At 28.8% G+C, this 25714-nt stretch carries 23 protein-coding genes and 4 tRNA genes; 11 read left to right on the top strand and 16 right to left on the bottom strand.

Annotated features, from left to right (window positions below; all coding sequences use genetic code 11):
* Positions 1–70 precede the first annotated feature (70 nt).
* From upp to Q0617_RS08640, 4 genes are all read left to right on the top strand, one after another.
* Positions 71–694 carry a uracil phosphoribosyltransferase gene (gene upp, locus Q0617_RS08655; protein ID WP_298752484.1) on the top strand — a complete coding sequence of 208 codons (624 nt, stop codon included), beginning with the start codon at positions 71–73 and terminating at the stop codon, positions 692–694.
* Between the two features lie 9 nt (positions 695–703).
* The gene (locus Q0617_RS08650) at positions 704–1114 is read left to right on the top strand and encodes an NUDIX hydrolase (protein WP_298752482.1); all 411 of its coding nucleotides are present in this window, start codon (positions 704–706) and stop codon (positions 1112–1114) included.
* 45 nt (positions 1115–1159) lie between these two features.
* Positions 1160–2095, top strand: a complete 936-nt coding sequence (dmeF, locus tag Q0617_RS08645; RefSeq protein ID WP_298752480.1) for a CDF family Co(II)/Ni(II) efflux transporter DmeF — start codon at positions 1160–1162, stop codon at positions 2093–2095.
* A 125-nt stretch (positions 2096–2220) separates the two neighbouring features.
* On the top strand, positions 2221–3192 hold the full coding sequence (locus tag Q0617_RS08640) for an HD-GYP domain-containing protein (protein ID WP_298752479.1): 972 nt from the start codon (positions 2221–2223) through the stop codon (positions 3190–3192).
* A gap of 16 nt (positions 3193–3208) precedes the next feature.
* On the opposite strand, the gene Q0617_RS08635 is transcribed toward Q0617_RS08640, so the two are convergent.
* On the bottom strand, positions 3209–3670 hold the full coding sequence (locus Q0617_RS08635) for a DUF2780 domain-containing protein (RefSeq protein WP_298752476.1): 462 nt from the start codon (positions 3668–3670) through the stop codon (positions 3209–3211).
* Between the two features lie 201 nt (positions 3671–3871).
* Complete coding sequence (locus Q0617_RS08630) at positions 3872–7399, bottom strand: transporter substrate-binding domain-containing protein (RefSeq protein WP_298752473.1); 3528 nt, start codon at positions 7397–7399, stop codon at positions 3872–3874.
* 194 nt (positions 7400–7593) lie between these two features.
* Between Q0617_RS08630 and Q0617_RS08625 the strand changes: the two genes are divergently transcribed.
* Positions 7594–9138, top strand: coding sequence for a DUF3365 domain-containing protein (locus tag Q0617_RS08625; RefSeq protein ID WP_298752471.1), 1545 nt, complete (start codon positions 7594–7596; stop codon positions 9136–9138).
* 4 nt (positions 9139–9142) lie between these two features.
* On the opposite strand, the gene Q0617_RS08620 is transcribed toward Q0617_RS08625, so the two are convergent.
* Positions 9143–9219, bottom strand: a tRNA-Gly gene (locus Q0617_RS08620).
* A 190-nt stretch (positions 9220–9409) separates the two neighbouring features.
* Between Q0617_RS08620 and Q0617_RS08615 the strand changes: the two genes are divergently transcribed.
* Complete coding sequence (locus Q0617_RS08615) at positions 9410–9682, top strand: hypothetical protein (RefSeq protein WP_298752469.1); 273 nt, start codon at positions 9410–9412, stop codon at positions 9680–9682.
* A 139-nt stretch (positions 9683–9821) separates the two neighbouring features.
* The gene (locus tag Q0617_RS08610; protein ID WP_298752467.1) at positions 9822–10706 is read left to right on the top strand and encodes an ADP-polyphosphate phosphotransferase; all 885 of its coding nucleotides are present in this window, start codon (positions 9822–9824) and stop codon (positions 10704–10706) included.
* Between the two features lie 86 nt (positions 10707–10792).
* On the opposite strand, the gene Q0617_RS08605 is transcribed toward Q0617_RS08610, so the two are convergent.
* The 11 genes from Q0617_RS08605 to Q0617_RS08555 all read right to left on the bottom strand — a co-directional run bounded on the left by Q0617_RS08605 (position 10793) and on the right by Q0617_RS08555 (position 18357).
* Positions 10793–10869 (bottom strand) — tRNA-Gly (locus Q0617_RS08605).
* Between the two features lie 96 nt (positions 10870–10965).
* Positions 10966–11042 (bottom strand) — tRNA-Ile (locus Q0617_RS08600).
* 14 nt (positions 11043–11056) lie between these two features.
* Positions 11057–11147, bottom strand: a tRNA-Ser gene (locus tag Q0617_RS08595).
* Positions 11148–11249: 102 nt separating this feature from the next.
* On the bottom strand, positions 11250–11936 hold the full coding sequence (pyrF, locus tag Q0617_RS08590) for an orotidine-5'-phosphate decarboxylase (RefSeq protein WP_298752465.1): 687 nt from the start codon (positions 11934–11936) through the stop codon (positions 11250–11252).
* Positions 11936–12334, bottom strand: coding sequence for a transcription antitermination factor NusB (gene nusB / locus Q0617_RS08585; protein ID WP_298752463.1), 399 nt, complete (start codon positions 12332–12334; stop codon positions 11936–11938). The genes pyrF and nusB overlap by 1 nt, the downstream gene beginning before the upstream one ends.
* A gap of 1 nt (position 12335) precedes the next feature.
* Complete coding sequence (ribH, locus tag Q0617_RS08580) at positions 12336–12806, bottom strand: 6,7-dimethyl-8-ribityllumazine synthase (RefSeq protein WP_298752461.1); 471 nt, start codon at positions 12804–12806, stop codon at positions 12336–12338.
* 31 nt (positions 12807–12837) lie between these two features.
* A complete protein-coding gene (kdsA, locus tag Q0617_RS08575; RefSeq protein ID WP_298752458.1) occupies positions 12838–13638 on the bottom strand; it encodes a 3-deoxy-8-phosphooctulonate synthase in 801 nt (266 codons plus the stop codon).
* A complete protein-coding gene (locus Q0617_RS08570) occupies positions 13635–15326 on the bottom strand; it encodes an NAD(P)-binding protein (protein WP_298752456.1) in 1692 nt (563 codons plus the stop codon). Before Q0617_RS08570 ends, kdsA begins: the two co-directional genes overlap by 4 nt.
* A 34-nt stretch (positions 15327–15360) precedes the next feature.
* Entirely contained in the window at positions 15361–15738 is a 378-nt protein-coding gene (locus Q0617_RS08565) for a DUF6394 family protein (RefSeq protein ID WP_298752454.1), read from the bottom strand.
* Positions 15725–17467, bottom strand: coding sequence for an FMN-binding glutamate synthase family protein (locus tag Q0617_RS08560; RefSeq protein ID WP_298752452.1), 1743 nt, complete (start codon positions 17465–17467; stop codon positions 15725–15727). The genes Q0617_RS08565 and Q0617_RS08560 overlap by 14 nt, the downstream gene beginning before the upstream one ends.
* 2 nt (positions 17468–17469) lie before the next feature.
* Positions 17470–18357: a DMT family transporter gene (locus Q0617_RS08555; RefSeq protein WP_298752450.1), complete on the bottom strand. Its 888-nt coding sequence runs from the start codon at positions 18355–18357 to the stop codon at positions 17470–17472.
* 119 nt (positions 18358–18476) lie between these two features.
* Between Q0617_RS08555 and murA the strand changes: the two genes are divergently transcribed.
* The 3 genes from murA to Q0617_RS08540 all read left to right on the top strand — a co-directional run bounded on the left by murA (position 18477) and on the right by Q0617_RS08540 (position 21556).
* Positions 18477–19742, top strand: coding sequence for a UDP-N-acetylglucosamine 1-carboxyvinyltransferase (murA, locus tag Q0617_RS08550; RefSeq protein ID WP_298752448.1), 1266 nt, complete (start codon positions 18477–18479; stop codon positions 19740–19742).
* 73 nt (positions 19743–19815) lie between these two features.
* Positions 19816–20931, top strand: coding sequence for a DUF5644 domain-containing protein (locus tag Q0617_RS08545; protein WP_298752446.1), 1116 nt, complete (start codon positions 19816–19818; stop codon positions 20929–20931).
* Positions 20932–20941: 10 nt separating this feature from the next.
* Positions 20942–21556, top strand: coding sequence for an HNH endonuclease signature motif containing protein (locus Q0617_RS08540; protein WP_298752443.1), 615 nt, complete (start codon positions 20942–20944; stop codon positions 21554–21556).
* On the opposite strand, the gene Q0617_RS08535 is transcribed toward Q0617_RS08540, so the two are convergent.
* The gene (locus tag Q0617_RS08535; RefSeq protein ID WP_298752441.1) at positions 21557–22429 is read right to left on the bottom strand and encodes a GyrI-like domain-containing protein; all 873 of its coding nucleotides are present in this window, start codon (positions 22427–22429) and stop codon (positions 21557–21559) included. It lies immediately after the preceding gene.
* A 122-nt stretch (positions 22430–22551) separates the two neighbouring features.
* On the opposite strand from Q0617_RS08535, the gene Q0617_RS08530 reads away from it, so the two are divergent.
* Positions 22552–23235, top strand: coding sequence for a hypothetical protein (locus tag Q0617_RS08530; RefSeq protein WP_298752439.1), 684 nt, complete (start codon positions 22552–22554; stop codon positions 23233–23235).
* A gap of 138 nt (positions 23236–23373) precedes the next feature.
* Here the strand turns inward: Q0617_RS08530 and Q0617_RS08525 are convergent, their stop codons facing one another.
* Complete coding sequence (locus Q0617_RS08525; RefSeq protein WP_298752437.1) at positions 23374–25548, bottom strand: PAS domain-containing sensor histidine kinase; 2175 nt, start codon at positions 25546–25548, stop codon at positions 23374–23376.
* Positions 25549–25714: the final 166 nt, after the last annotated feature.

Below are 25714 nucleotides of genomic sequence, written 5' to 3'. Positions count from 1 at the left end.
CAATTGTCTATATTATAAGTAGTTTTTAGATAAAATCCTACCTATATAATAAAATAAATTAGGATAAAAAATGTACCAAGAAAGTACCAATATACTTGTAAAACACCTTATAAATAGACTTAGAGATGTAAGAACTGCATCAAATGAATTTAGACTTACAATTGAAGAAATTTCAAGAATAATAGTAGCAGAAGCCTTAGCTGATTTTAAAACTGTAACACAAAATATCAATACATGGCAAGGTCCTTTAGATGTACAAATGATAGAAGTTCAAAAATTAGTATTAGTTCCTATTTTAAGAGCTGGGGAACCTATGTTAACAGGTATTTTAAGAACTCTACCATATGCAAGAAGTGGTTTTTTGGCTATGAAAAGAGATGAAGAGACAGCCCTATCAAAACTATTTTATGAAAATATCCCAGAACTTGATGATAAAACAGTATTACTACTTGACCCAATGATAGCAACGGGCGGATCTTTAATAGATGGAATTACTTATTTAAAAAGTAAAGGTGCAAAAAGAATTATCTCTTTAAATATCCTAGGAGCACCAGAAGGTATAAAAGCAGTTCAAGAAGCACATCCTGATGTTGATATCTATATTGCTCAAATTGATGAAAGATTAGATGATAATAAATATATCAGACCAGGTCTTGGTGATGCTGGTGATAGAGCATTTTATACACATGAGTAAAATAAAACAATGATAAAAACACCCCATTTAACAGTTGATGGCATTATCAAACTCTATGATGAAAAAGATAACTTTAGAGGTATCATTTTAATTGAGAGATTAAACAAACCTTTAGGGATTGCTTTACCTGGAGGTTTTGTTGATATTGGGGAAACAGTTGAAACTGCACTTATACGAGAGATGAAAGAGGAAACATCTTTGGATGTTACTATTGAATTACTACTTGGTGTTTATTCTGACCCAAAAAGAGATGAAAGATTTCATACTGTATCTCTTGTATATATTTGCAAAGCTTATGGAGAGCCACTTGCCCAAGATGATGCAAAAGATGTTTTTATTTATAAAAAAGATGAAATACCACTTGATAAACTAGTCTTTGACCATAAGAAAATAATCAAAGATTTTTTAAAGGCACAATAATTGTAAGTAAATTACAATATACAATTTATCAAAGGCTAATTACTTATGCACTCTCTAGATAACTGGACACATTCTCACAAATACAACTTAGATAATAACAAAGCAAAAAAAAGAACATACTATGTACTAATATTAACAGCCATTACTATGGTTATAGAAATAGTGGCAGGAACAATTTATGGCTCTATGGCATTGCTTGCAGATGGCTGGCATATGGGTACTCATGTCACAGCCTTTATGATAACTATTTTTGCATACTCTTATGCAAAAAAGTATGAAAATGATGATAGATACTCTTTTGGTACGGGTAAGGTTAATGTACTTGCGGGATTTACAAGTGCTATTGCACTTGGAATTGTTGCCCTTCTTATGATAATAGAGTCAATTTTTCGTTTATATGAACCCCAATCTATTCATTTCAATGAAGCTATTCTTGTAGCCGTAATTGGATTAGTTGTAAATGTTGCTAGTATGTTTATACTACATGACCATGAGCACCACCATCATGGAGAAGAACATCATGAGCATCACCATGAACACCACCATGACCACAATATAAAAGCAGCATATTTTCATGTTTTGGCAGATGCATTAACTTCACTTTTTGCTATTTTTGCTCTTTTACTTGGAAAATATTATGGATGGAACTGGCTAGATCCTGTTATGGGTATAGTAGGTGGAATTATTATTACTAAATGGTCAATAGGATTAGTAAAAGAGACAAGTCCTATTTTATTGGATGAAAATATTAATAAAAAGTATCAAGAAAAAATAAAAGAAAAAATCGAAAATGATTCAGACAATCTTATTAGTGATATTCATATTTGGAAAGTAAGTGCAAATCATTATGCAGCAATAATCTCAATTGTTACACACTCTGCTAAACCAACTGATTATTACAAAGAGTTACTTCAAGACTTTCATAAATTATCCCATATAACTATTGAAGTAAATGAGTGTCAAAATGAAGAATGTAAGTAATTAAACTCCACCACTAAAATAATTTAATAGCTAATTTATTTCATATAATTGCATTTTTAATACAACTTTTATTTATTATATAATACTATTTATTACTTTTACACTTAAACTAAATAGGTATTATTATGAGCATGTCTGAATATAAAATGAATACAAATACATATTATCTTGTAAATAAGGTAATAATAGATGAAAATGTTGAATTCTTTTTCAATTTATATGGAAAAAAATCTAAAGAAGAGGATCTCTCTTTACTCTCAATAAAAGGCAGAAAACTCGTAAAATATGATATTGAAAATCTATTGGATTACAATTATTTATATGTACACGAAGATGAAAAAGAGTTTTATGAAAATCATTATAATGATTTTATGAGATTAAAGCTTATACCAGAAAATATGAAAAGTTTTTACTCAACTGTAGGGAATACAGTAAATAAAATGTTTGAAAATCCTCAATCTTTGAAAAATGTAACAGAAGTTGAAACTATTGTAAATGATATGGTATCTACAATTTTACATGATAATTTTTCAGTTAGCTCTTTTATAACTATTCTTGCAAGTGATTATTATACACATACTCACTCTTTAAATGTAACTGTTTATGCCTTATGCCTTGGAAAACATATGGGAATGAGCAAAAAAGATTTGGAAGATCTTGGAGTATCTGCTTTATTACATGATTTAGGAAAAAGCAAAATCAGTGATAGTATCATCAATAAAAATGGTTTATTGTCAGAACATGAATTTAATGAAGTTAAAAAACATCCTATGTATGGTTGGGCATTAGCAAGACAATTAGGAATAACAAACAAAAGTATATTGGCAGGAATAAAAAATCATCATGAACGAGTAGATGGTACAGGATATCCTGACAAGTTAATAGATGAACAAATAGATATATTCGCAAAAATTATTGGAATATGTGACGTATTTGATGCTTTAACAACAAATAAAAGTTATAAAAACTCAACAGGTACCTTTAACACATTGGTTATGATGAAAAAGGATATGTCAAAACATTTAGATGGAAAGATTGTAAATCATTTCATTGGTGTATTTAAAGAAGAGATGAATAAAGTACAACAAAACAACTAAATATACATACTACTTTCTATACTAAACCTTTTAAAGCATTTGTTAATATTGAAGAAGAATCTACCCCACCTACACTTTTAGCATAATCTATAATTAAAGGCACAAATTGTGAGATTAGACTTGGGTCAAGTCCTAATGTTTTAAAAGCAGTTTGAACTGATTCAAGAGAAGTTATACTTCCTAATAAACTATCAGTTAAAGATGAACTATTTAAGTTAGATAAAGCAGGAACCTCTTTTAATACAGTTTCATAATCAGTATTTGGCATTTGAGTTTTTGCATACTGTAAAATAGTTGCAACACCACTTGTTGCTTGTGTTGGAGTTATATCAATGTTTTTTGTTATTGAAGTCATTAAATTATTTTCACTTACTGTTTTTGAAGTTTCCTTTGAAACTATATCTGTAAGTTGGTCAAACATACCAGCTTGAGAATAAGTTATTGATAAAAATATTGCTGATACTAAAAGTTTTTTCATTTTAAGTCCTTAAAAAATTTGTGAATTATATCATAATATAGAAGTTAAGAAGAAGAAGAAAAAAAGGTTTAAGCACAAAATGACGGAGAATCAAAAAACTTAAAACCTTTTTTAATGAATAAATGAAATTACATAAAATAATTATATCAATATATAAAACTCTTTGATTAAACTTATTGTATAAAAAATAAACAATTTGTATTATAAGGGCAAGGTTATAATAAACTTCGCTCCAGTGTAATTTTTATCATTATATTTATAGGTTTCATTTATGGCTCTTATTTCGCCTTTTAAGTGCTTGGTTATGATTTGATTTGACATATATAGTCCAATACCTGTACCTACAGACTTATGTTTGGTAGTAAAATATGGCTCAAATATTTTCTCAATATTATCTTTATCAATTCCTCCTGCACTATCTTTAAAGGTTACAATTACATGGTCTTTATCTTTTTTTATACTTGAAAAGAAGTATCTGTCATCTGTACTTACATTTTTTTCTATAAAAGCATCTTTTGAGTTATTATATATATTTATAAAAGCTTGAATTAAAATATTTTCATTTAATTGAATATTTATATCCTCATCTATTTGATTGATAATTTTAATAAAGTTATTAGCATATGTAACTTTTATTAAATCGTCTAGCTTGAAAAAGATATCTTTTAAATTATAAACTTGCTTTGAACTAGAATCAGATGTAAAAAAATTTCTAAAATCATCTATAGTTTTAGATAAATAATTTGCTTGTTGCATAATACTAGAACTATATTCAAGTAACTCTTCATCAGATATTCTTTTACCAACATCTAATAATAATCCTATAGAAGAGGCTTGCGTAGTTATTACAGACAGAGGTTGTCTCCATTGGTGTGAAATATTACCCAACATCTCTCCCATAGCTGCTATTTTTGATTGATTTAATAACAGTTGTTGTTGTTTTAGTTGTTCATTTTCTAACTTCTTAATTGTAGATATATCATGAGCAATAATTAAAATTAACTTTTCACCCTTTTCATTTGTAAAAGGTTTTTTTGTAGTAATATAATGCTGTGTTTTATTAAAATCTTCATATGAAATCTCTGTCTTATTTTTATCAATTATTTGTTTGATATTTTTATTAAAAAAGTCTGACATTCGTTTAGCATATTTAAAATCACTATCATATTTACCAATCATATCATCTACCGTTGTATGATATAATTTTGCAACTGCTTTATTTACTAATAAAAACTTTCCTTCATAATCTTTTATAATAATTAAATCTGGACTCTCATCTAAAACAGACTCTAAGAAGTTTTTAGCATCATTTACTTCTATATTTTTATGCTCCAATTTACCTTGAGCATCTTGCAATTGGTTTAAAGCATCTTTTGTTCTATCTTTTTCTGTAGCTATTTTTCTATTCCACCACAAAATCCATAAGATAATAAAAGCAGCTACCGCCACTACTTTCCAAATAAGTGAATAGTTTACCCTATCTACAGTTTGAAGAGAGAACCATCTTTGCTGTATACCAGTATGTTCAATTGGAGTTATTTGATTAAAGCCTTTTGATAAGATGGAAGCTAGTTCTGGCCACTCTTTTGGTGCAATAAAACTAAACTCAATGTTTCCATAACCTGATGGTGCTGCAACTTTTAGATTATTTAAATCACCAAATACACTTAAATAATTAGCAACTGCAAGATTACCTACATATGCATCTACTTTATTATTATCTAAGTTGGTTAAAGCATCTTTTGTATTGTTATAATTGATAATCTTGATTTCAGGATAATCTCTTTTTATCCATTTATTAGTCAAATAATTCTTTTCAATAGCCACTTTTTTACCTGACAAATCTTTCATTGAGCCAATATATGGAGAATCTTTATGTTTTATAATCATCATGGGATAAGATAGATATGCGGTTCCATAAGAAAACTTTTCTGCTCTATCATTATTTTTGACACTAAATAAAATAGTGTCAAATTTATCTCTTGAAGTTTCAATTGTATTATATGCATTTGCCATTGGCATTTTACTATTTATAAACTCAACAGCAAGGCCCACATTTTTTGCACTCTTTTTTATATATTCAACTGCAATACCCGATGCTTTGCCATTTTGTATAAACTCAAAAGGTGGTCTATTAGAAGCAACACCAAATCTAATCTTTTGATGTTTAATAATAAACTCTTTTTCATTATCACTAAGTAAACTTTGATTTTCTTTATCACTGTTATAGGGTTCACGTACCCACTTGAGAAGTATGTTATTCATCTCTTCTCTTGATATACTGTCTAAACCTTTTTGTAAAATTCTTTGAAGTGTAGGTTTTCTTTTATTGGAGAGAAAATGAATTGATACAGCTTTTAAATCATTTTGAGCAATATCTTTTAATCCTACAATTGAATTATCACGAATGTAATTTTCAACAACTAAATGGTAGTCAACCAAAGCATCAACTTCCCCATTTAAAACTTTACTTGTAGATTCACCTAATCCCGAAGTTTTAATAATATCAATTTTTGGAAATTTTGTTCTAATTTTATCTATGGTTGCATACCCTTTTGTAATAGCAACTTTTTTCCCTTCCAAGTCCTTAAAGTTTCCTATCTTTTCATTTTTATTTGAAACATAAATATATTCTCTAACTTTATAGAATTCATCACTAAAAAGTCCAAATTTTTCCCGCTCTTTAGAATAAAAAGTTGCAGGAAGTAAATCAATTTTTTCATTCTTAAACTCATCTAATAGTTTTGCCCAAGAAGAATGCACATAATCAACTTTTAATCCAGTTTTTTCTAAAACCTTTTGTAATATATCATAGTACAAACCATTATTTGAACTTTTTTTACTATCATAATATATATATGGTTTTGCGGGTTCAATCCCAACAGATACTCTATTTTTATCAATCCATTTTTTCTCTTCTTTAGTTAAGGAAATATTTGATTTATTTAAATTCAAAATCCAATCTCTTTTAAGATTACTCATTGTTGAATAAGGTATTGAATCAAGTGTTTTATTTATTATGGAATCTAGTATTGGATTTTCTTTTTGTATCCCAAACCTTAAGTCTTCACTTTTTGCATCGGAATGAACAAATCTACCTGCAAGTTTTAGTTTTGGCAAAACTAAATCTTCAAGCTTATAAATACTTAAAATATTTGTAATGATTGCATCTATTTTCTTTTCATCAAGTGCCAAAAATCTTTCATCTGAATCATCAAATTCAACTACATCAATATTTTCTTTTTGTAAAATATCGATTATAAATGTATTTTTAACAACTCCAACTTTTTTATTTCTTAAACTCTCTATTCCATTATAATTTCCAAAGTCTTTTCTAGTGAAAACTCCAATTGGTATGACATAATATGGTGATGAAAAAAGTGTAAAAGGAAGCCTCTCTTGTCTATATGAAACCTCTGAAATCATATCTATTTGTTTATTATAAAATAAATCATATATTTCAGGCCAAGAACCGCTAACTATTTTAAATTTTAAACCACTTTTTTGAGCTAGTATATCTATGAGGTCTTGTGTGAATCCAACTATTTTTCCATCTTTAGTAAAACTAAAGGGAGTGAAACTATTCATAGTACCTATAGTGATATCTGGAGAATTTTTTATATATTCTTTTTCTTCTTGAGTAAAATTCAAATTTGAAGCAAATAGTGAATTAAGAGAATATAAAAATAATATATAAATAATAATCTTTTTCATGATTATATAATACAATTAATTTCCTTACAAATATATCTCTGAAAAAGTTAGTTTTTTCTTTATAAATTATTAGATAAGTTATTTAATTTTTGCTATTTATCTAAAATTTAGATAAGATGACATTATACTAAAAAATTATTAGCTTTTAAAATAGTTGAATTATTTATTCTCTACTTTATAAGTAAAAATAATATTTCAAAAGTGAAACAATGAACAAAAATGATTTTATATTTAAAAATAGAGTATATATTTTCTCTTTCCTACTATTCATACTACTTAATATATCTTTTTTTTATTTGACAAGATACTACTCTTTTCACAAAGCAGAAGAGAAGGTTGAAGATTTCTTGCTCAATGTAAAAGCATTAAGAAACTTTGTAAGTCATGGACAAAAAAATGAAATTTACTCTTTAAAAGAGCAAAATATTTTAGAGAAAGGTTTTTTTAGTCCAGTATTAATGTCTTCAACTTATATATCAGCTAGAGTAAATGAAGAGTATAATGAGCTTTTAAAAAATATAAATCGTCCACCTATTAAGATAAGATTTTCTAGTATAAACCCAAGAAATCCCAACAATAAAGCAAGTGATTTAGAAGCAGATTTATTAAAAAAGTTTAATAAAAAAGAGTTATCAGTTTATAAAGAAGTTGTTAAAACAGAGTATGGTGATGCTCTTTATTATGCAGTACCAACAAAAATCACAACTGATGCTTGTATGAGATGTCACTCTGACCCAAAAATTGCTCCAACGGGGCTAATAGAAATATATGGAAACAAAGCTGGCTTTTATGAGCACAAAGGAGATATCAGAGCAATGTTATCAACTCTTTATCCAATGGAAGCAGAATATAAAGACTCTGCAATGTTATTTTTGATTTTACTTTGTTCTTCTTTTATTATATTTTCACTCATAATTATATTCTTTAATAAATATACTAAAATCTTACACAAAAACAATAGTTTACTTAAAGAAAGAATTGACCTTGAAGTTTCTAATAATAAAGAAAAAGATTTACTAATATTACAACAATCAAAAATGGCTTCTATGGGCGAAATGATTGAAAATATAACGCACCAATGGAAACAGCCACTGTCAGCAATGATGACTCAATCAACAGGTACACTACTTCAAAAAGAGCTAGGAATAGTAGATGAAAAAGCATATGTTAAAACACTGGAAAATGTAGTTTCAAATGTCAATTATCTATCTACTACAATTGATTTTTTTAAAGAGTTTTTCACAGGAGAAAGAGAAAAAAAAGTATTACAGCCAAAAATACTTATAGAAAAAGTATGTAATGTTATTATTTCAAGTATAAAAAGACATAGTATACAAATAGAAAATAATATTGATGCTTCAATAAAAATCAAATCATATGAAAATGAACTAATACAAGTATTTCTAAATATTATTAATAATGCAAAAGATGCCCTTGTAGAACAAGATAATGCAAAAACTAGATACATAATAATTGATGCTACTGATACTGAAGATTATCTTGAAATCTCTATAAAAGACAATGCAGGTGGAATAAAAGAAGAGTATTTAAAAAAAATATTCGGACAATATTTTACAACAAAAGAAAAAAATGAGGGAACAGGGATTGGATTGTATATGTCTAAAGAGATAGTTGAAAAACATCTTAAAGGAACACTAGCAGTAGATAACACTCACTATGAATACAAACAAATGCAACATTTTGGAGCGAAGTTTATCATCACTCTTTATAAAAAAGAATCACCTTCTCTTTAATAGCTGGAGCGGGAGACGAGACTCGAACTCGCGACAATCTGCTTGGAAGGCAGAAGCTCTAGCCAACTGAGCTACTCCCGCAACAAAAAAATTCTACCAAAAAAAACTTTTTTTTACAATAAAGCAATAATATCCTATTTAAGTTTTTTATTAATATCCATTCAACACGTTCTGTATCAATGTTTTATTTGTATATATTAACAATAATTTGAAAATATACAAATAAAATATTATAATATACATATTACTATTTTAATCAAAAGGAACTATTATGAATAATATAGAACTATACCTACAAACAAAACAAGCTCAATTAAAAGAGTATGAATTAAAGTTAAAAGCCTTAAAAGAGAAAATATCTTCATCAAATGAAGAGGCTAAGAGTGAAATAGACAAACGAATTCAAGCTGTAGAAATGAAGATTAAAGATGGAAAAGAGAAGTTAGATGCAGCTAGTAAAGCTAGCAAGGATGAGATTGAGTCTCACAAAAAAGCAATTGATGATGTTTTTATGGCAATAAATACTCATTTGGCAATGAGTTAAGATTATCTTAGAAACAAAACTCTTTCATATAAAGAAAATAGAGTCATTATTAGTAATAAACTACAAAAATGGCTCTTTTGTATTTAGCATATTAGATACCACAAAACTTATATAACTCTGTAATAGTGAAAGGATAAAGATGAAAATAAAATCAAAAGATTTTCGTATTCCTGAAGGCAAAAAAGTTGAACTTGATAAATGGCCCACTAAAATTAAACCCGCATATAAATCTAAGAAAAAATATAAAAAATATTTAAAAAAAAATATTAAGAAATTAAGTAATCAACAGCAATTACTTTATGCATCAAATAGCTACTCTGTATTATTAATATTTCAAGCTATGGATGCAGCAGGGAAAGATGGTGCCATAAGGCATGTACTCTCTGGTATAAACCCTCAAGGATGTCAAGTATTCAGCTTCAAGCATCCAAGTGCAAAAGAGTTAGAGCATGATTTTCTATGGCGTACTACACAGGCTCTACCTGAGCGTGGTCGAATTGGTATTTTCAACCGCTCTTATTATGAAGAGGTATTAATTGTACGTGTACATCCTAAAATTTTAGAAAGCGAAGATATCCCAGAAGCCCTATTAAACAAAAAAACTATCTGGCAAGAACGTTTTCAATCTATTCAAAATATGGAAAAACATCTACATAGAAATGGTACGCGGATAATTAAGTTCTTTTTACATCTATCAAAAGAGGAACAGTGCAAAAGATTTTTAAAACGAATTGATAATCCCAAAAAAAATTGGAAGTTAAGCCTTGCAGATATAGAGGAGCGTAAATTCTGGGAACAATATACATATGCCTACGAAGAGTGTTTAAGTGCTACGAGCACAGAAAAATCACCTTGGTACGTGGTGCCAGCTGATGACAAAAAAAATGCTAGACTTATTATTTCAAAAATTGTTCTAAATACTCTCAAGTCACTACAACTTAGCTATCCAAAATCTAGTGAAGAACATCGTCAAGAGTTACGCTCCATACGAGAACAACTAACAAGAGAAAATAGCAATAGATAAACTTTTTTAATATTGATGTAAAAAATATAGAAATAAAAAAAGCCCTATGAAAAAGAATCAAATTCTCATTCATAGGGCTTTTTTATTGGAGCGGGAGACGAGACTCGAACTCGCGACAATCTGCTTGGAAGGCAGAAGCTCTAGCCAACTGAGCTACTCCCGCAATAAAAGTGTTACCCAAGGTGTTACCTATGTAAACCTTAAAATAGTAACTTAAAATATTAAATACCTATAAGTACCATCAAATGGTGCTTAGAAGTGGTGGGTCTACTGTGACTCGAACACAGGACCACTCGGTTATGAGCCGAGTGCTCTAACCAACTGAGCTATAGACCCGACTAATTCAATAGTGGCGGACAGTGAGAGATTCGAACTCTCGGTACCGTTGCCAGTACGCATCCTTAGCAGGGATGTGGTTTCAGCCAGCTCACCCAACTGTCCTCTTTGAATTAGGACTGTGATTTTAGACAAATAAAGTTAAAAAATCGCTTAATTTTTACTATTTTTTTACTTTATTTATAAATTTTTTTTCATTGAAAAGATTTAAATATTTTCTAAAATTTTTTTAACTACATCTTTAGGGTTAGTATCTTTATATATTGGTCTTCCAACTACTATAAAATCAACTGAGTTTTCTTTTGCAAATGGAATATCTGCTACTCTTTTTTGATCTCCTACTTCTTCTCCAAAAGGTCTAATTCCAGGACAAAGGGTAATAAAGTTATCAGAAGTATTCTTTTTAATATCTAAACTTTCAAAGACAGAACAAACAACACCATCAACACCTGAATTGAAAGTATCTTTTGCAAACTTAATCGCTTTTGTTGATATTGTTTCATTATAAATAGCCATGAAACTTGCATTGTCAAAAGAAGTAAGAGCTGTAACGGCCAAAACTAAAGGTCTATTTGGGATATCTTTAATTCTTTGCATTACTGTATGCATTGCATCTACTCCAGCACTTGCATGGACATTAAACATATCTACAAGTCCAAAGTTTGATATCTCTTCTGCTGCATCTGCCATAGTATTTGGTATATCATAAAGTTTCAAATCCAAAAAAATCTTGAAATTGGGATTTAAAGCTTTTAAATCTTCTAAAAACTCTTTACCATCTCTTATATATGACCTAAACCCTACTTTTAACCATACATCAAAATCTTTTACTTCTTTTGCTAAAGCAAGGTTTTCATGTGAACTTGGCAAATCCAGAGAAATACAAAGTTTCATTAGGCTTCCTTAGTAACTTTATCAAGTACACCATTTATAAATTTTGGTGCACCATCACTTGCTAATCTTTTTGATAATTCAATTGCTTCATTTATTATAATAGCTCTATCAAGTGATTCATATAGTATTTCATAAATAGCAAGTCTTAAAATAGATTTTTCAACAGAACCAATATCTTTAATAGTCCCTTGATTAAGGTGGGAAATAATATGTTCATTAATAACTGTATAGTTATTTACTACACCATTAAATAAATTTAGTGCAAACTCTTTTTGCTTATTTCTTATTTTTTTATCTTCAAGAATCTCATCAACGAATTTTACAATACCTTCATTTCCTAAATCATATGCATATAAAAGGCCTATTACAGACTCTCTTGCTTGTGTTCTTGTTGCCAATCTATTTTCCCATCTCTTTATATAAATCTAACATCTCAATGATAGTAATCATAGCTTCAGCACCTTTGTTTCCAGCTTTACTTCCAGCTCGCTCTATTGCTTGCTCGATAGTATCAGTTGTTAAAACACCATTTGCAACAGGTTTACCTGATTTGATACCAACAGTTGCGATACCTTTTGTAGCCTCAGCAGAGATATAATCAAAATGAGGAGTTGCCCCTCTTATAACTGCACCTACACAACAAACAGCATCATATTTGTCAGAAGCCAGTGCTTTTTCAAGAGCAAAAGGAATCTCAAATGCACCAGGAACTAAAACTAAATCAAGGTTTGATTCGTTTCCACCATGTCTAACAAAGGCATCTTTTGCACCTTCAACTAATCTATCAGTAATAATATGATTAAATCTTCCATTTATAATAAGAACTTTTTCGCTACCGTCAAGTCTTAATTTACCTTCAATAATATTCATTTAAATTTCTCCGAAAATTTTATATAAGGGGCTAATTATATCCTAAAGCCTCTTGGATTGCAAAAATCTCATTTATAGTTTTATATAAATCTTCGACTTTTAACATATTTGGACCATCACTTTTTGCAACACTTGGGTCAGTATGCGTTTCAAAAAAGAAGCCATCCACTCCAACAGCAGCTGCTGCTTTTGCCATAGAAGGAACAAAAGCAGAGTTTCCACCAGTAGTTCCTCCCGTACTTGGTATTTGCACAGAATGTGTTGCATCAAAAATCACTGGTGCATACTCTTTCATAAGAAGTAAGTTTCTCATATCAACTACTAGTGCTCCATATCCAAAGGTATTTCCTCTTTCACAAAGCCATACATTTTTGTCTAGTGAGTTTTGATAATTAACCTCATCAACTCCTCTAGTTTTTAGAATCTTTTCAATTGGATGTTTCATTGCATCAGCGGCTAGAAACTGACCTTTTTTTACATTGATTATACATGATGTTTTTGCAGCAGCTACAAGTAAATCAGTCTGTCTACATAAAAATGCAGGTATTTGTAGGATATCCATAACTTCCGCAGCAGGAGCAGCTTGATGTGACTCATGAATATCTGTTATTAACTTATATCCAAACTCTTTTTTAATCTCTTCAAAAAGCTTCAATCCGTCATCAAGTCCAGGTCCTCTATATGACTCCAAACTTGTTCTATTTGCTTTATCAAATGAAGCTTTAAAATAAAAGTCAACTCTTTTATCTTCACTTAAAGGCTTCAATTTCTCAGCTATTCTAAATACTGTATCTCTATCTTCTAAAACACAAGGCCCAGCTAAAACTTTCACTTAAATATCCTTTTCAAAATTGTTCTTTTCTCTTTTCCACTATGGGCATAATAAAACTCATAAATATTTTGTGCGATATATTGCATATCATATCTTGCATATTCATCACAAGCAAAAAGGACTTTATCCTTTTTCTGTAAGTTCATATCCCATTCAGGAATTAGGTACTTTTCATCACCTCTTATTAAGACTAAGGGTACTACATTATTGTTTAATTCTCGGTTATGCAAAGAGGTTCTAAATATCTCTAATTTCAACTCTTCTCCACTATCTAGGTGCTTGTAAATTTCTGGTGAATCATAAATATTTATATCTACTTCTTCTAATAAAGGAGCTTCATCTATGGTTTGTGTAAGTCTTGCCACTAGATTGGAAGCCCAAGTTTCATCTTTGTTTATCATCTCTTGTATAAAAATATTTGAGAGTGGATTTATTAGAGCATTTGTAGTTTTGTTTATTAAAATATTTGCAGGTAAAAATACATGATCAATTTTAGAATTTTCAAACATAGAGACATGCCCAAGGTCATTCTCCCTTGCTATTGTCATGATTTTTGGATTTAATCTTTTAGCACTACTTAAAATAGATAAGTTTGTTGTATCATCATTTGTTGCAGCAATTATCGCAACACTTTCACTAATACCTGCTCTTGTTAACATCTCTTTATCATCAGCATCACCAATGATTATTTTAGAGACACTGTCTGCTTTATAGTTTATTAGTTTATTTTCATCTAACTCTATAAAAACAAGTTCTATGCCATTGTCACTTAGTCTTCTATGAAGATAACTTCCCATACGACCAAAACCACAAATTATATACTTACCAACTGGAAATCTAGGTGTATGTCCATTTAAAGTATCTATTTTATAAATCCATTTTTCTAGTTTAAGTATATTTGGTGCTTTAAATGCAACATCTATCTCTTTTGAGATAATTGAAAATGGATTTGCAATAATATCAACTCCAAGATCGGTTAAGTTTTCAGCTTGATTTACTGTTGTTGCTTTTACTACAAGCTTTAGATTTTTGTTTAATAGTTTTGCCATAACAGCTATTTTTAGATTTAACTTATCATCACTAAAAAGAGATACTAAACCTCTACAATGACTTTTTGTTATTCCTGCATTTTCTAAAACTTTTGGTGAGTTTGCTTCAGAGAGTAAAATTGGAACATAGGGGGTATAATTTTCTAAAAGTAGTTCATTTACCCTACTTTCATCTGATTCAATAACTACTGTTCTTATATCAAATTCTAAGGCTTTTTTTATTATTGCAGAAGTAATAGAGTTATAACCCAAAACAATAATAAAACCTTGTCTTAAAGTTTTAACATTTCTTTTAAATTTAGCTCTTCTTAACTCCTCCAAAAGAAGCTTATCTTGTACTAAAGATACAAGGGTTCCAATACCATAAAACCACCCAAGAACAGTAAGATAAATAGAAAAACTAACCCAAAGTTTTTGAGGATAAGTAAAAGCATAGGGACTTTCGCCAAAGCCAATTGTAGTTGCGGTATAAGTAATAAAATAAAAAGCATCAAAAATAGTCATATGATAAATATTACCTTTATCATCCATCCCATCTATTAATAAAAGACCTAATATAGCAATAGTATATGTAACTATTATTACTATAAAAGGCATTCTCATTCTAAGAAGAACTATCCACAATGTACTATTTGACAAAACTCAACCTAACCTATTTTTAAAAACGCTTTTACTAACGTCTTGATTTTAATGTATCTCCAACATATAACAAAACAGAAACAACATTTGCTAACAATGCCCCAGCTGAAAGTGAAATTACAGTTGTTATAATTTCAGAATCAACAACACTTGCATAAGTTGCTATTGTCCAAACTGTTGCGGCTGCTATTAACTGAATATCAGCTACAAGAGAAGTTGCTAAAAGAACAGAACCAACCTGTGTTCTATCTCCAAGTTTAAGTACTGTTGCAATTACATTTATTACAATAGCAGCAAAAAGTTCATATTTACTATGATGGGCTAATGTATCCAAATCACCATAAACAAAACCAAAGTTTACTGTCATCGCTAAAATTATAAAAAATCCGGAAATAACTTTATCTAGATTCATGATACTCATCCTCCATATCTCTTCCAATTTTTAGTTTTCTTTTAAATACGTCATCAATATTATCATAAACTTTTGCATCTTTATCAACAAATATAAGTCTATGTATATTTAGTTGTTCAATACTCTTAAGTCCCATAATTGCTAACATACCCTTTACACTTTTTAATAAGTTTTTATGGTAGTTACTTACTTTCTTAGCTTGTTTATGCACAAAATATTTTTTTCTTTTTGATTTATTTTGAGTAGCAAGTCCAACTGGACAATCATGCCCTGTAGTACCAGAACAATATCTAGCTCTTATACATCCTGCACTCATCATAAATCCACGTGCTATTTGAATAAAATCAGCCCCTATTGACATAAGAATAATAATATCGTCAGGTGTTAATACTTTTCCACTAGCAATAAGTTTAACCTCATCTCTAACTCCAAACTCTTTTAAAACCTTATCAACTAAATAGATTGAATCTCTTATATCAAGACCAACCCTTTCCATCATCTCAATTGGAGCAGTTGCACTTCCACCACTACCTCCATCAATTGATATGAAATCAGGAACGGCATCATTTCCTGCATCTACTCTTTTTTTAATCTCTTTTGCATATGGCTCTATATTTTCTAAATCTGAAATTACAATTTTAATACCAACTGGTTTATCAGATAATTTATGAAGTTCTCCTATAAAATCAAAAAGTTCTTCAATTGTGTTTGCATATGGAAATCTATTAGGTGAAAAAACATCATTGTATGCTTGAACATTTCTATAATAAGCAATTGCAGGAGTTACTTTATGACCAGCTAACTTTCCACCAGTTTGTTTAGCTCCTTGCGCCATCTTTATCTCTGTCATACGACAAAACTTCATAACTTTTGAGTATCTTACAGGATCAAACTTACCATCTTTATCTCTAGCTCCATATAGACCTGAACTTATTTGAAATGTAATATCAGGCATATCTTCAGGAACATCTTCTGGAAAACTCTCAATTGGTGCATCCCAATTTACCCTATGAAAAAGTTTTGACTTTAAATCAAATACATAAGTTTCGGCTTCCAAATCTTTCCCAAAAACCAACTTTCTATAAACATCAGCAGCCATGGCTCCATTAAAAAAGAACTGTACAATATCTTTTATCTTTTTTTCAAAATTTGTACCATGTATTACTTTCATATAGTCAGCTTTATAGTCTTGATGGGTAACAAAAAAGTTTGATGTTATTCCACCCTCACCTGAGTTTATTGGAAAACCACCATCATATGCACCTTTTACAAAGGCTCTTGTTCCCTCAGGAGAGATAGAACCATCACTCATAGCAGACCTACCAATTATTGTCTTTGCTGTATATGGTTTTTTTCTTTTTGCTCCAAAAGTAACTTCGAATTTTCCATCTACTTCATCATCATTTAAAACAATATTCGCATGTCTTATCATAAATTTTGGATTTGGTAGTGGTTGACTTGGAGAAAATGAAGCATAATTTGGCAAGTCTCTACAAGCTTTATTAAGCCAATCTAACTTATCTTTTGATTCATAAAACTTTTCATCACCAAAATATTGTCTAAATGGTTCTCTTGCCTCTTCAAATACATATCTTAAACGTCCAATTATTGGATAATTAACTAATAACTGATGATCTCTTTGTACATATCTATCATGTACATACCAAGCAATTATTACTATCCAAAATATACTCCACTCTATTATCGTAAGCTCTAAATCCCAATCCACATCTATTCCTTATTTTTACTTGAAGCTAAAACTCCACTAATAACAATTAAAATTATACCTAATATTATCCAAATATCTGGGAATTTATCCCCTAGTATCATTCCAAGTGCAATTGCAAAAATTAAAGTACTATAAGAAATAGTTCCAACAATCCCAGCTTTTGCACTTGCATAGGCTTTTGTCATAAAAATCTGTGCAAAAGTTGCAGTAGTTCCCATAAGTATTATAAAGAGCCAATTACTTAAACTAGGAACAGTAAACTCTCCAAATAAAAAATCAAAAGTATCGTTTGTATAAAAACTTCCTATAAACATCAAAATAGCAGGACCAATTGAGCCAATGGTCATAAAAGATAATACAATTACCCTAGTATCATAGTATGTTCTTAACTCTCGAACTGATGTATAAGCAAGTCCTGCTCCAACTCCTGTCAAAATACCAAGCCAATCTGTTTTTTCTAGTGTTCCACCATCAAACTTTGTAATAAAAACTATTCCTATAAAACCTATAAAAATCCCAATCCATCCCTTTAAGCCTAGTTTTTCTTTTATAAAAATATATGCAAATAGTGCAGTAAAGATTGTAGAAGTTTTTGAGAATGTCATTGCTTGTGCTAAAGAGATATTTGAAATATTGTAAAAAAACATTAATAGTGCAGCAAATCCTACAAAACCTCTAAAAAATAGTAGCCATGGCTTACCACCTTTTTGCATTATAGGTTTTTTGTATAAAGAGAAAGTTATTAGTACTACACCAAATATGTTTCTAAAAAAAACCACTTCCACAGAACTCATAGAAGAGCTTAACTCTTTTGCAAAAGCTCCCATAAAAGCAAATAAAAGTGATGCAAGAAGCATAAACTTTATGCCCTGTGAAGTTTCTGTGTCCATTTTGCTCCTAAGGTGTAAAAACCGAATTTTAATCAATCTTTTGTTAAAATCCGGTTATTTTCAATAAGTAACAAATAGTTTTAATAACTTAAACCATGAAATAAGCCAATAGGAACAAAATGAAATATTTAAAATTACAAACTTCTAAAAATCTACAAGGAGAAATAAGAATTTCAGGTGCTAAAAATGCTACTTTACCACTACTTGCTTCAACAATACTTGCAAGCAATGAAATAAATATTGGAAACCTTCCTGATGTTGTAGATATTAATACCATGTTAAAACTTCTAGAAATGCTAGGAGCTAACTATTCAAAAGAAAAAAACCAAATCAAAATCTCTACACAAAACCTAAAAGAGACAAAAGCAACTTACGATATTGTAAAGACAATGAGAGCTTCAATTTTGGTATTAGGACCACTATTATCTAGATTTGGACATTGTGAAGTTTCTCTTCCTGGTGGTTGTGCTATTGGACAAAGACCTGTTGACTTACACTTAAAAGCTATGGAAGCTATGGGTGCAGTTATTGAAATAAAAGCTGGATATATAAAAGCAACTGCTCCAAATGGCTTAAAGGGTGCAAAAATAGTTTTTGATAAAGTTACTGTGGGTGGAACAGAAAATGCAATAATGGCAGCAGCACTAGCACAAGGAAAAACACAAATTATAAATAGTGCAAAAGAGCCAGAGATAGTACAACTGTGTGAAGTTCTAAAAAATGCTGGTTTAAAAATAGAAGGAATTGGTAGTTCTGATATAACTATTGAGGGTACAGATGGAAAACTTTTGGAATTTAAAGATTTTGACATAATCCCAGATAGAATTGAAGCTGGTACATATATGTGTGCAGCAGCTATTACAAACTCTAAATTAACAATTACTCATGTTGAGCCATTACATTTAGAAGCTGTAATTTCAAAACTTGAAGAGATGAACTTTAAAGTTGAAACAAAAAAAAGTGAACTTACTATATTTCCAAGTAGTAACATAAAACCTGTAAATATAATCACAACAGAGTATCCAGGTTTTCCAACTGATATGCAAGCTCAGTTTATGGCACTAGCAACCCAAGCAAATGGGACAAGTACTATTGATGAGAGACTGTTTGAAAACAGATATATGCACGTAAGTGAGCTTCTTAGAATGGGTGCGGATATTCATTTAAATGGAAATATTGCTTCAATAACTGGAACGCCTAACAAATTGAATGGTACAGATGTTATGGCTACAGATTTACGAGCTAGTTCTGCGTTGGTTCTTGCAGCTTTGGTTGCTGTAGGAGAGACTAATATTCATAGAATTTATCATTTAGATAGGGGATATGAAGATTTAGAAGGAAAGTTGTCAAATATAGGTGTTAATATAAAAAGCTTCAATGAGTAGTAATTGTCTAAAAATTATACATCATTAAGAAATATTTAACTAAAATAAATTAAAACAAATTTAAGGTACAAATATGAAACTTGATATCTCTTTATTTAGATTTGATTGTAAATCTGATTATTTACCATATTACACTAAACACTTTGTAAATGTGGAAGAGAACAATACTATTTTAACTATTTTAAACAGACTTAATAGTGAAAATGAATTTTCTTTTGAAAATGATCAAAAAACTTACGTTGTTGTAAACGGAGTTTACATGAATGTAATGACTACTTGCAAACAAATCAAAACAACTTTTGGTACAGATATAAAAATTGAGCCATTAAGCATAAGAAGAGTAAACAAAGATTTTATTATGAATGAAGATGACTTCAATTCTAAACTTTCAATTTTAGCTGAGTTTATTAGTTCAGATATTTTAAGTACTCAAATAGATAAAGAGTTTAAAGAACTTTATCTCTCATACAAACCTTATTTTTATGCTTCAAACACTCTAAATGTAGAATATGATTATATTGGAGATGCAATACTATTATTGGCATCACAGTTAATAGAAAAATTTCCTAATAAAGAAAAAGCTATTTTAAATAGAATCAAAGAGTGTGAATATGGAATAGAGTACCATACAAGCTTGAGTAATAGAATTTTAAATTTTGATCAAACTCTTGAGGATAAAATTGTTAGTTTAAAAAACAAATTAAATATCTCAAAACCAATAGACAAGCAAAAGTTTAATACATCTAAGTCAATTGATTTTGGTAGTTTTAAAAACTCATCTGAAATCAAACATTCATTTGAAGATTTTAACTTTGCCTATTTAAAATCAGATGATTCACAAGAAAAATCAAATTTAATCTCTAGCTTAAAAGCAAAAGTATTAAATCTTCAAACATTAGATCAAGATTTAGCAAAAGATACTTTTCACATAAATCCAGAATTAACATATAAAATAACTTCAAACTTAATGCTTGATGCTTATGATAGTGGAGCTGATTTTATAGTTGTTGATAATGACCAAGATTTTTATTTACTTGACTCAAATAGAAAAAACATGGAAAGAGTAATTGGAAGAGAGATAAATATCCCAGTACTTCATATCAATGAGTTAGAAAACCTAGCCATTGGTGAACATGAAATAGCAAGAAATACTTTAAAAAAACATATCGTCGACCCCGAAATAATATAAAGGAGCTAATATGATTCTTGGCTTGGATTATACGATTCTTTCATTAATCATAGTTTCCTTTTTATTACCTTTTTATATCTATAGAAAAAGAGTATTTAAATTCTATTATAATAAAAATAATGGTGCCTATTTCCTAAAAGATTTACAAATATACTTAAAAAACAACCATCCTAAAATAAACTTTGATTTTTCAAAAATAGATAAAATTAATAAATCAAACCCAGCCAATCTTTCAACTCTATTGGTTTTAGAAAATGTTGCTGAACAATTTATAAACTTCGAATATATAAAAAGAACTCAAAAAGCTGTATCAAAAGATATTTTATGGGGAAGTTATGAAAAAGAATCTAATCCAAAAAATAGTACTGCAAATAATCTTCTACGAAGAAAAGAGATTGTTCTAAGAAGAGATAGCTACAAATGTAATAGATGTGGAAAACCAATAAAACTAGATACCTCTATGTTACTTCTCATAAAAGATATAGAAGATGGTGGAACATATCATTTTGAAAACTTAACTGTTCTTTGTATTGACTGCAATAAAGTAATACATAGTCAAAACCCTGAAAGATTAATCAAAGATCTAAATATATTTTATACTCTAAAGAAAAAATATCTAAAATAATTAGTAATTAATAGATACATAAAAGCTCAAATCAAACTCATTGTCTTCATCTAAAAAGTTGTTTTTTCTGTATATTACATATGAGGGTTTTGTTGTTGTTTCATATTCACTTTTTGGTAACCACTCATGATAAACCCAGTGAATAAACTTCAAAATATCTCCTTGCCTACCTACTAAATCAAACTTTGCATAAACACCCTTTGATATCTTAAAGTTTGGCAACCTATCACTTTTAATATCTTTATCATCAGTTACAATACAAGCAATATATTGACACTCATTAAGTGGTGTGATTGTAGGGTTATCATGAAAAAGTGCAATTTCTTGATACTCTTTTATATCATTTGATAAAATCCAAGTTTGGAGTTTCTGCCAAGCCTCTTTTATATTTGCATTGTAACCATTATTTCTAATATAAAAACTTTCAAAAGTTGGCATTTTTACTATTGTTGGTTTCATATTGGAAAAGTCAGCAGTTGACTGCATGGCCTTTTGTGATTGTTGTAATATTTTTGAAGAGTAGGCTTTATAACCTGTATTTCTCCACTCTTTTGGCGTCATTTCAAATCTCTGTTTAAAACTCTTTATAAAAGAGGATTGGGAAGAGTAACCACATTGATTTACAATATTTGAAATTGTCGAATATTTATTTGTTAAAAGCAGATTTGATGCTTTTTGAAGACGAATAGATTTGATGCTTTCATAAATATTTTTTCCAAAGGCATCTTTGAAGATTCTATGCATATGAAACTTGCTTACTTTTAAATCTATACTCAACTCTTCTATATCAATATGAGTATCAATATGAGTATAAATATAATACATAATATCATTTGCAATTTTTGTTCTTTTTTGTAGTGTCTCTTTTTTCATAAAGTATTATAGCAAAAATAAACTATAAAATTAGCACTATTTGATAATATACTTAGCACATAAAAAGAAGAATTATTCTTATTTTTCTCCTAAAATTGAGTCATATAAAAATTAGGGTATTTATGGACAAGAATGAACAGCTAAAATTAGTTTTACAGCACTGTAACTCTTTTAATTTAAAGAAGCTAAAAGTTGATACACTTTTATTAATAATTCACTCTTTATTATGTGATTATGAAAAAATTGATATAAAAGATGAATCTAAAAAAAATATCTTACCAATAAACTCTTATGAAATAGAGTTTATAAATAGAAGTGTACATAATCTTAAAAACTATTTAGAAAATAATATAGTAGTAAATGAAACATTTTTATATATATTCAAAAATAAAAATCAATCACCCCTATTTTTAAAGATTGCAAAAAACTTAGAGCCAATGCGAGTATATTACCAATACCTGACGTCACTCTTTTCAAATAAAATTACAAAAGGTTCTTTTTGGATTCCAGAATTATTAGCATTTTCATTAATTCATTATTTTAAAAAAGAGTACCAAAAATCCTTTATCAATCATCCTTTAATAGAGGACTTCCCCACAGAAAAGCTTTTAAATATATACAATAAAAACAATATAGAGATAAAAAAACATATCTCTAAAAGTGAAGATATCAACTCTTGGAAAGTAAAAACAAATCTAGATGAAATGTATGATTTATCAGAGTTTATGATAAAAAAGTATTTAGAGTTTAATTACAAAATCAATGAAAAAAGAGTATCAAAAGTAAGAACAAAAAGGAAAAAATAAATTCTAATTTTGAGGTCGTTTAGAGTTTTGTGTCAGGAACCAATAGCCATTAACATTATATTATAGTTCAACAATTTAATTTGAAACTTAGAGAAAGTTCCAAAACCACTTTATCTGAATCTTTTAGACTATCAGGTATCACATTTCATTTATGGAGATAGGAAGAGTTGTCTTAAATTCAGCCCCGTTATATTCTTCATCATTATATTTATATTTAACATTACGTACTATAACAGTTCCATGCATAGATGTAATAAGATCATGTGTAATATGAAGTCCCAAACCTGTACCCTGAGATTGATGTTTAGTTGTAAAGTATGGTTCAAATACTTTAGTTATTATCTGTTTTGGGATACCATTTGCATTATCTCTTATTATAATTTCTACGTTATTATCTATAATATTAGTTGAAATAAAAATATATTTTTTCTCTATATTATTATCTCGTAATGCATCCTTAGCATTATTAACAATATTAATTAGACACTGAACTAATTGATTTTGGTAGCCATTAACTGTAATATCTACTTCATTATTTAAAATAATCTTAATATCATACTTTTTAAGAGAGCCTTCTAGTAAATGTAAAAAATTTACAATACAGTCTTTTAAGTTAAAAGCTAAAGGAGCATCCTGATTTTTAATAAAGTTTGTAAAATCATTAATAGTTTTTGAAAGATATTGAGCATTATCATTTATACAATCACAGAAAGATACTAAATCTTTTTGTTCAAATAGTCCACATTCAAATTGTAGTTTCATACCTGTACTTGCAGATGAAATAACTGAAAGTGGTTGCCTCCACTGATGTGCAATATTCCCAATCATCTGACCCATTGAAGCTAGTTTTGCTTGCTCATTAATAATATTTTCGTGTTCTTTATGCTCTGTTATATCATGAATTATTGAGTAAAGTAGTTGTTTTTTTCCAAGAGTAATAGGGCCACTAAGAACTTCAACAGATTTTATTGTATTATTTTTTAATCTATGTTCAAAATAAAAATGATTTCTTTTTTCTTGATTTGCCATTTCTATCTCATTTTGAATTTCATTATTAGATAAGATATTAATATCATTAATCTTCATAGATAATAACTCTTTACGTGAAAATCCATAAAAATCAATAGCTGCCTTATTGACATCAACAATTTTACCGTTCTTAGGATCTATTAATAACATCACAGCTCTATTTTGTTCAAATAGGTACTTATATTGTGTAATATCTTCATATGCATTTTCAAGTAATATAGTTCTTTCTTTTACTTTTTCTTCAAGTTGGTTATTTACATTATTTAATTCATTTTTTGATTTTAAAAGTTCTTTTTCTACTTTTTTCTTCTGTTTTATTGTATAAAGTAAAAATAGGATAATCATTAAAAGTACCAAAATAACAATACTAGTAACTTGTATTATCATTTTATGTTTTTCATAAAATGTAACAGGACGATTAATAATCAATGAATTTTCAGGAAGTAAATCTAGACTAATGTCTTTTTTCTTTAAACTCTTGTAATCAAATATAAAACTAGTGATTCCTTTCTTTTTTATAGGAATATCTGATGCAGATACTCCATCCAGAATCATTTTTCCAATTTCAGATTGAAGCTTACCTTGCTGATATCCACTAATTAGATCTCCGCCAAGAACATCTCCCTTTAGATTGAATTTTAAAAGACAAAATGTAGGAGCATTTGAACTTTTAGTAATAAGGTTACCTATCTTTTCATATGTTACGTATGTCCCATCTTTATCTTTAAAGTATACTCCTAAAAGTACAAGTGTATTTTTAGATAATTTCTTTAAATCTTCTTGTAACTCACTTAGACTACTATTTGGTGCAAATTGAAGATTTACTTTAAAATCTTTTAATTGCCTTTTCATAGTTTGTGTCCAGGCTTTTCCTGTAGTAAGATAGTCATTAATAATATAAATCGTTTCTGTTTTAGGGAAGATTTTAAGGGCAGCTTTAATTGTTAATTTTGCATCAATAATCTCTACAGCTCCAGTAAAGTTTGTTAGTCCATTTAATGAAAAGTCTTTAAAATTATTAACTCCACTAAAAGACACAGGAACATCTCCAAAAATATCATCTCTATTCTTACGAAGAAAATCAAAAGCATTATTATCACTAGATAAAATTAAATCAAATTTTATATCTTTGTATTTAAGATAATATGTTTTTTTGAGAGTATTTAAATAGCTTTGTGAGAATATTCTTTTTGTATCCATATATTCTGTATGTATTAGATAGTTGTTTTCAATGGGCTTTAACGTATCATAAATTGCTTGTTCAATATTATTTACCCAATTCATCGATTTGTGGTACGAATGTAAGATAAGAATACGCTTTGGATTATTTAAACTATTAGAATATAAAAAAGATGTTATTAATAAAAGGTAAATAATTATTTTATGCATTCATTTGTTACTTTGTTTTTTATATATTGTTATACTAATAATATAACATATTAACACTTTA

The sequence above is a fragment of the uncultured Arcobacter sp. genome (assembly GCF_937982575.1).
Taxonomy (GTDB): domain Bacteria; phylum Campylobacterota; class Campylobacteria; order Campylobacterales; family Arcobacteraceae; genus Arcobacter.
This window is presented reverse-complemented; position numbering and strand designations above follow the sequence as displayed.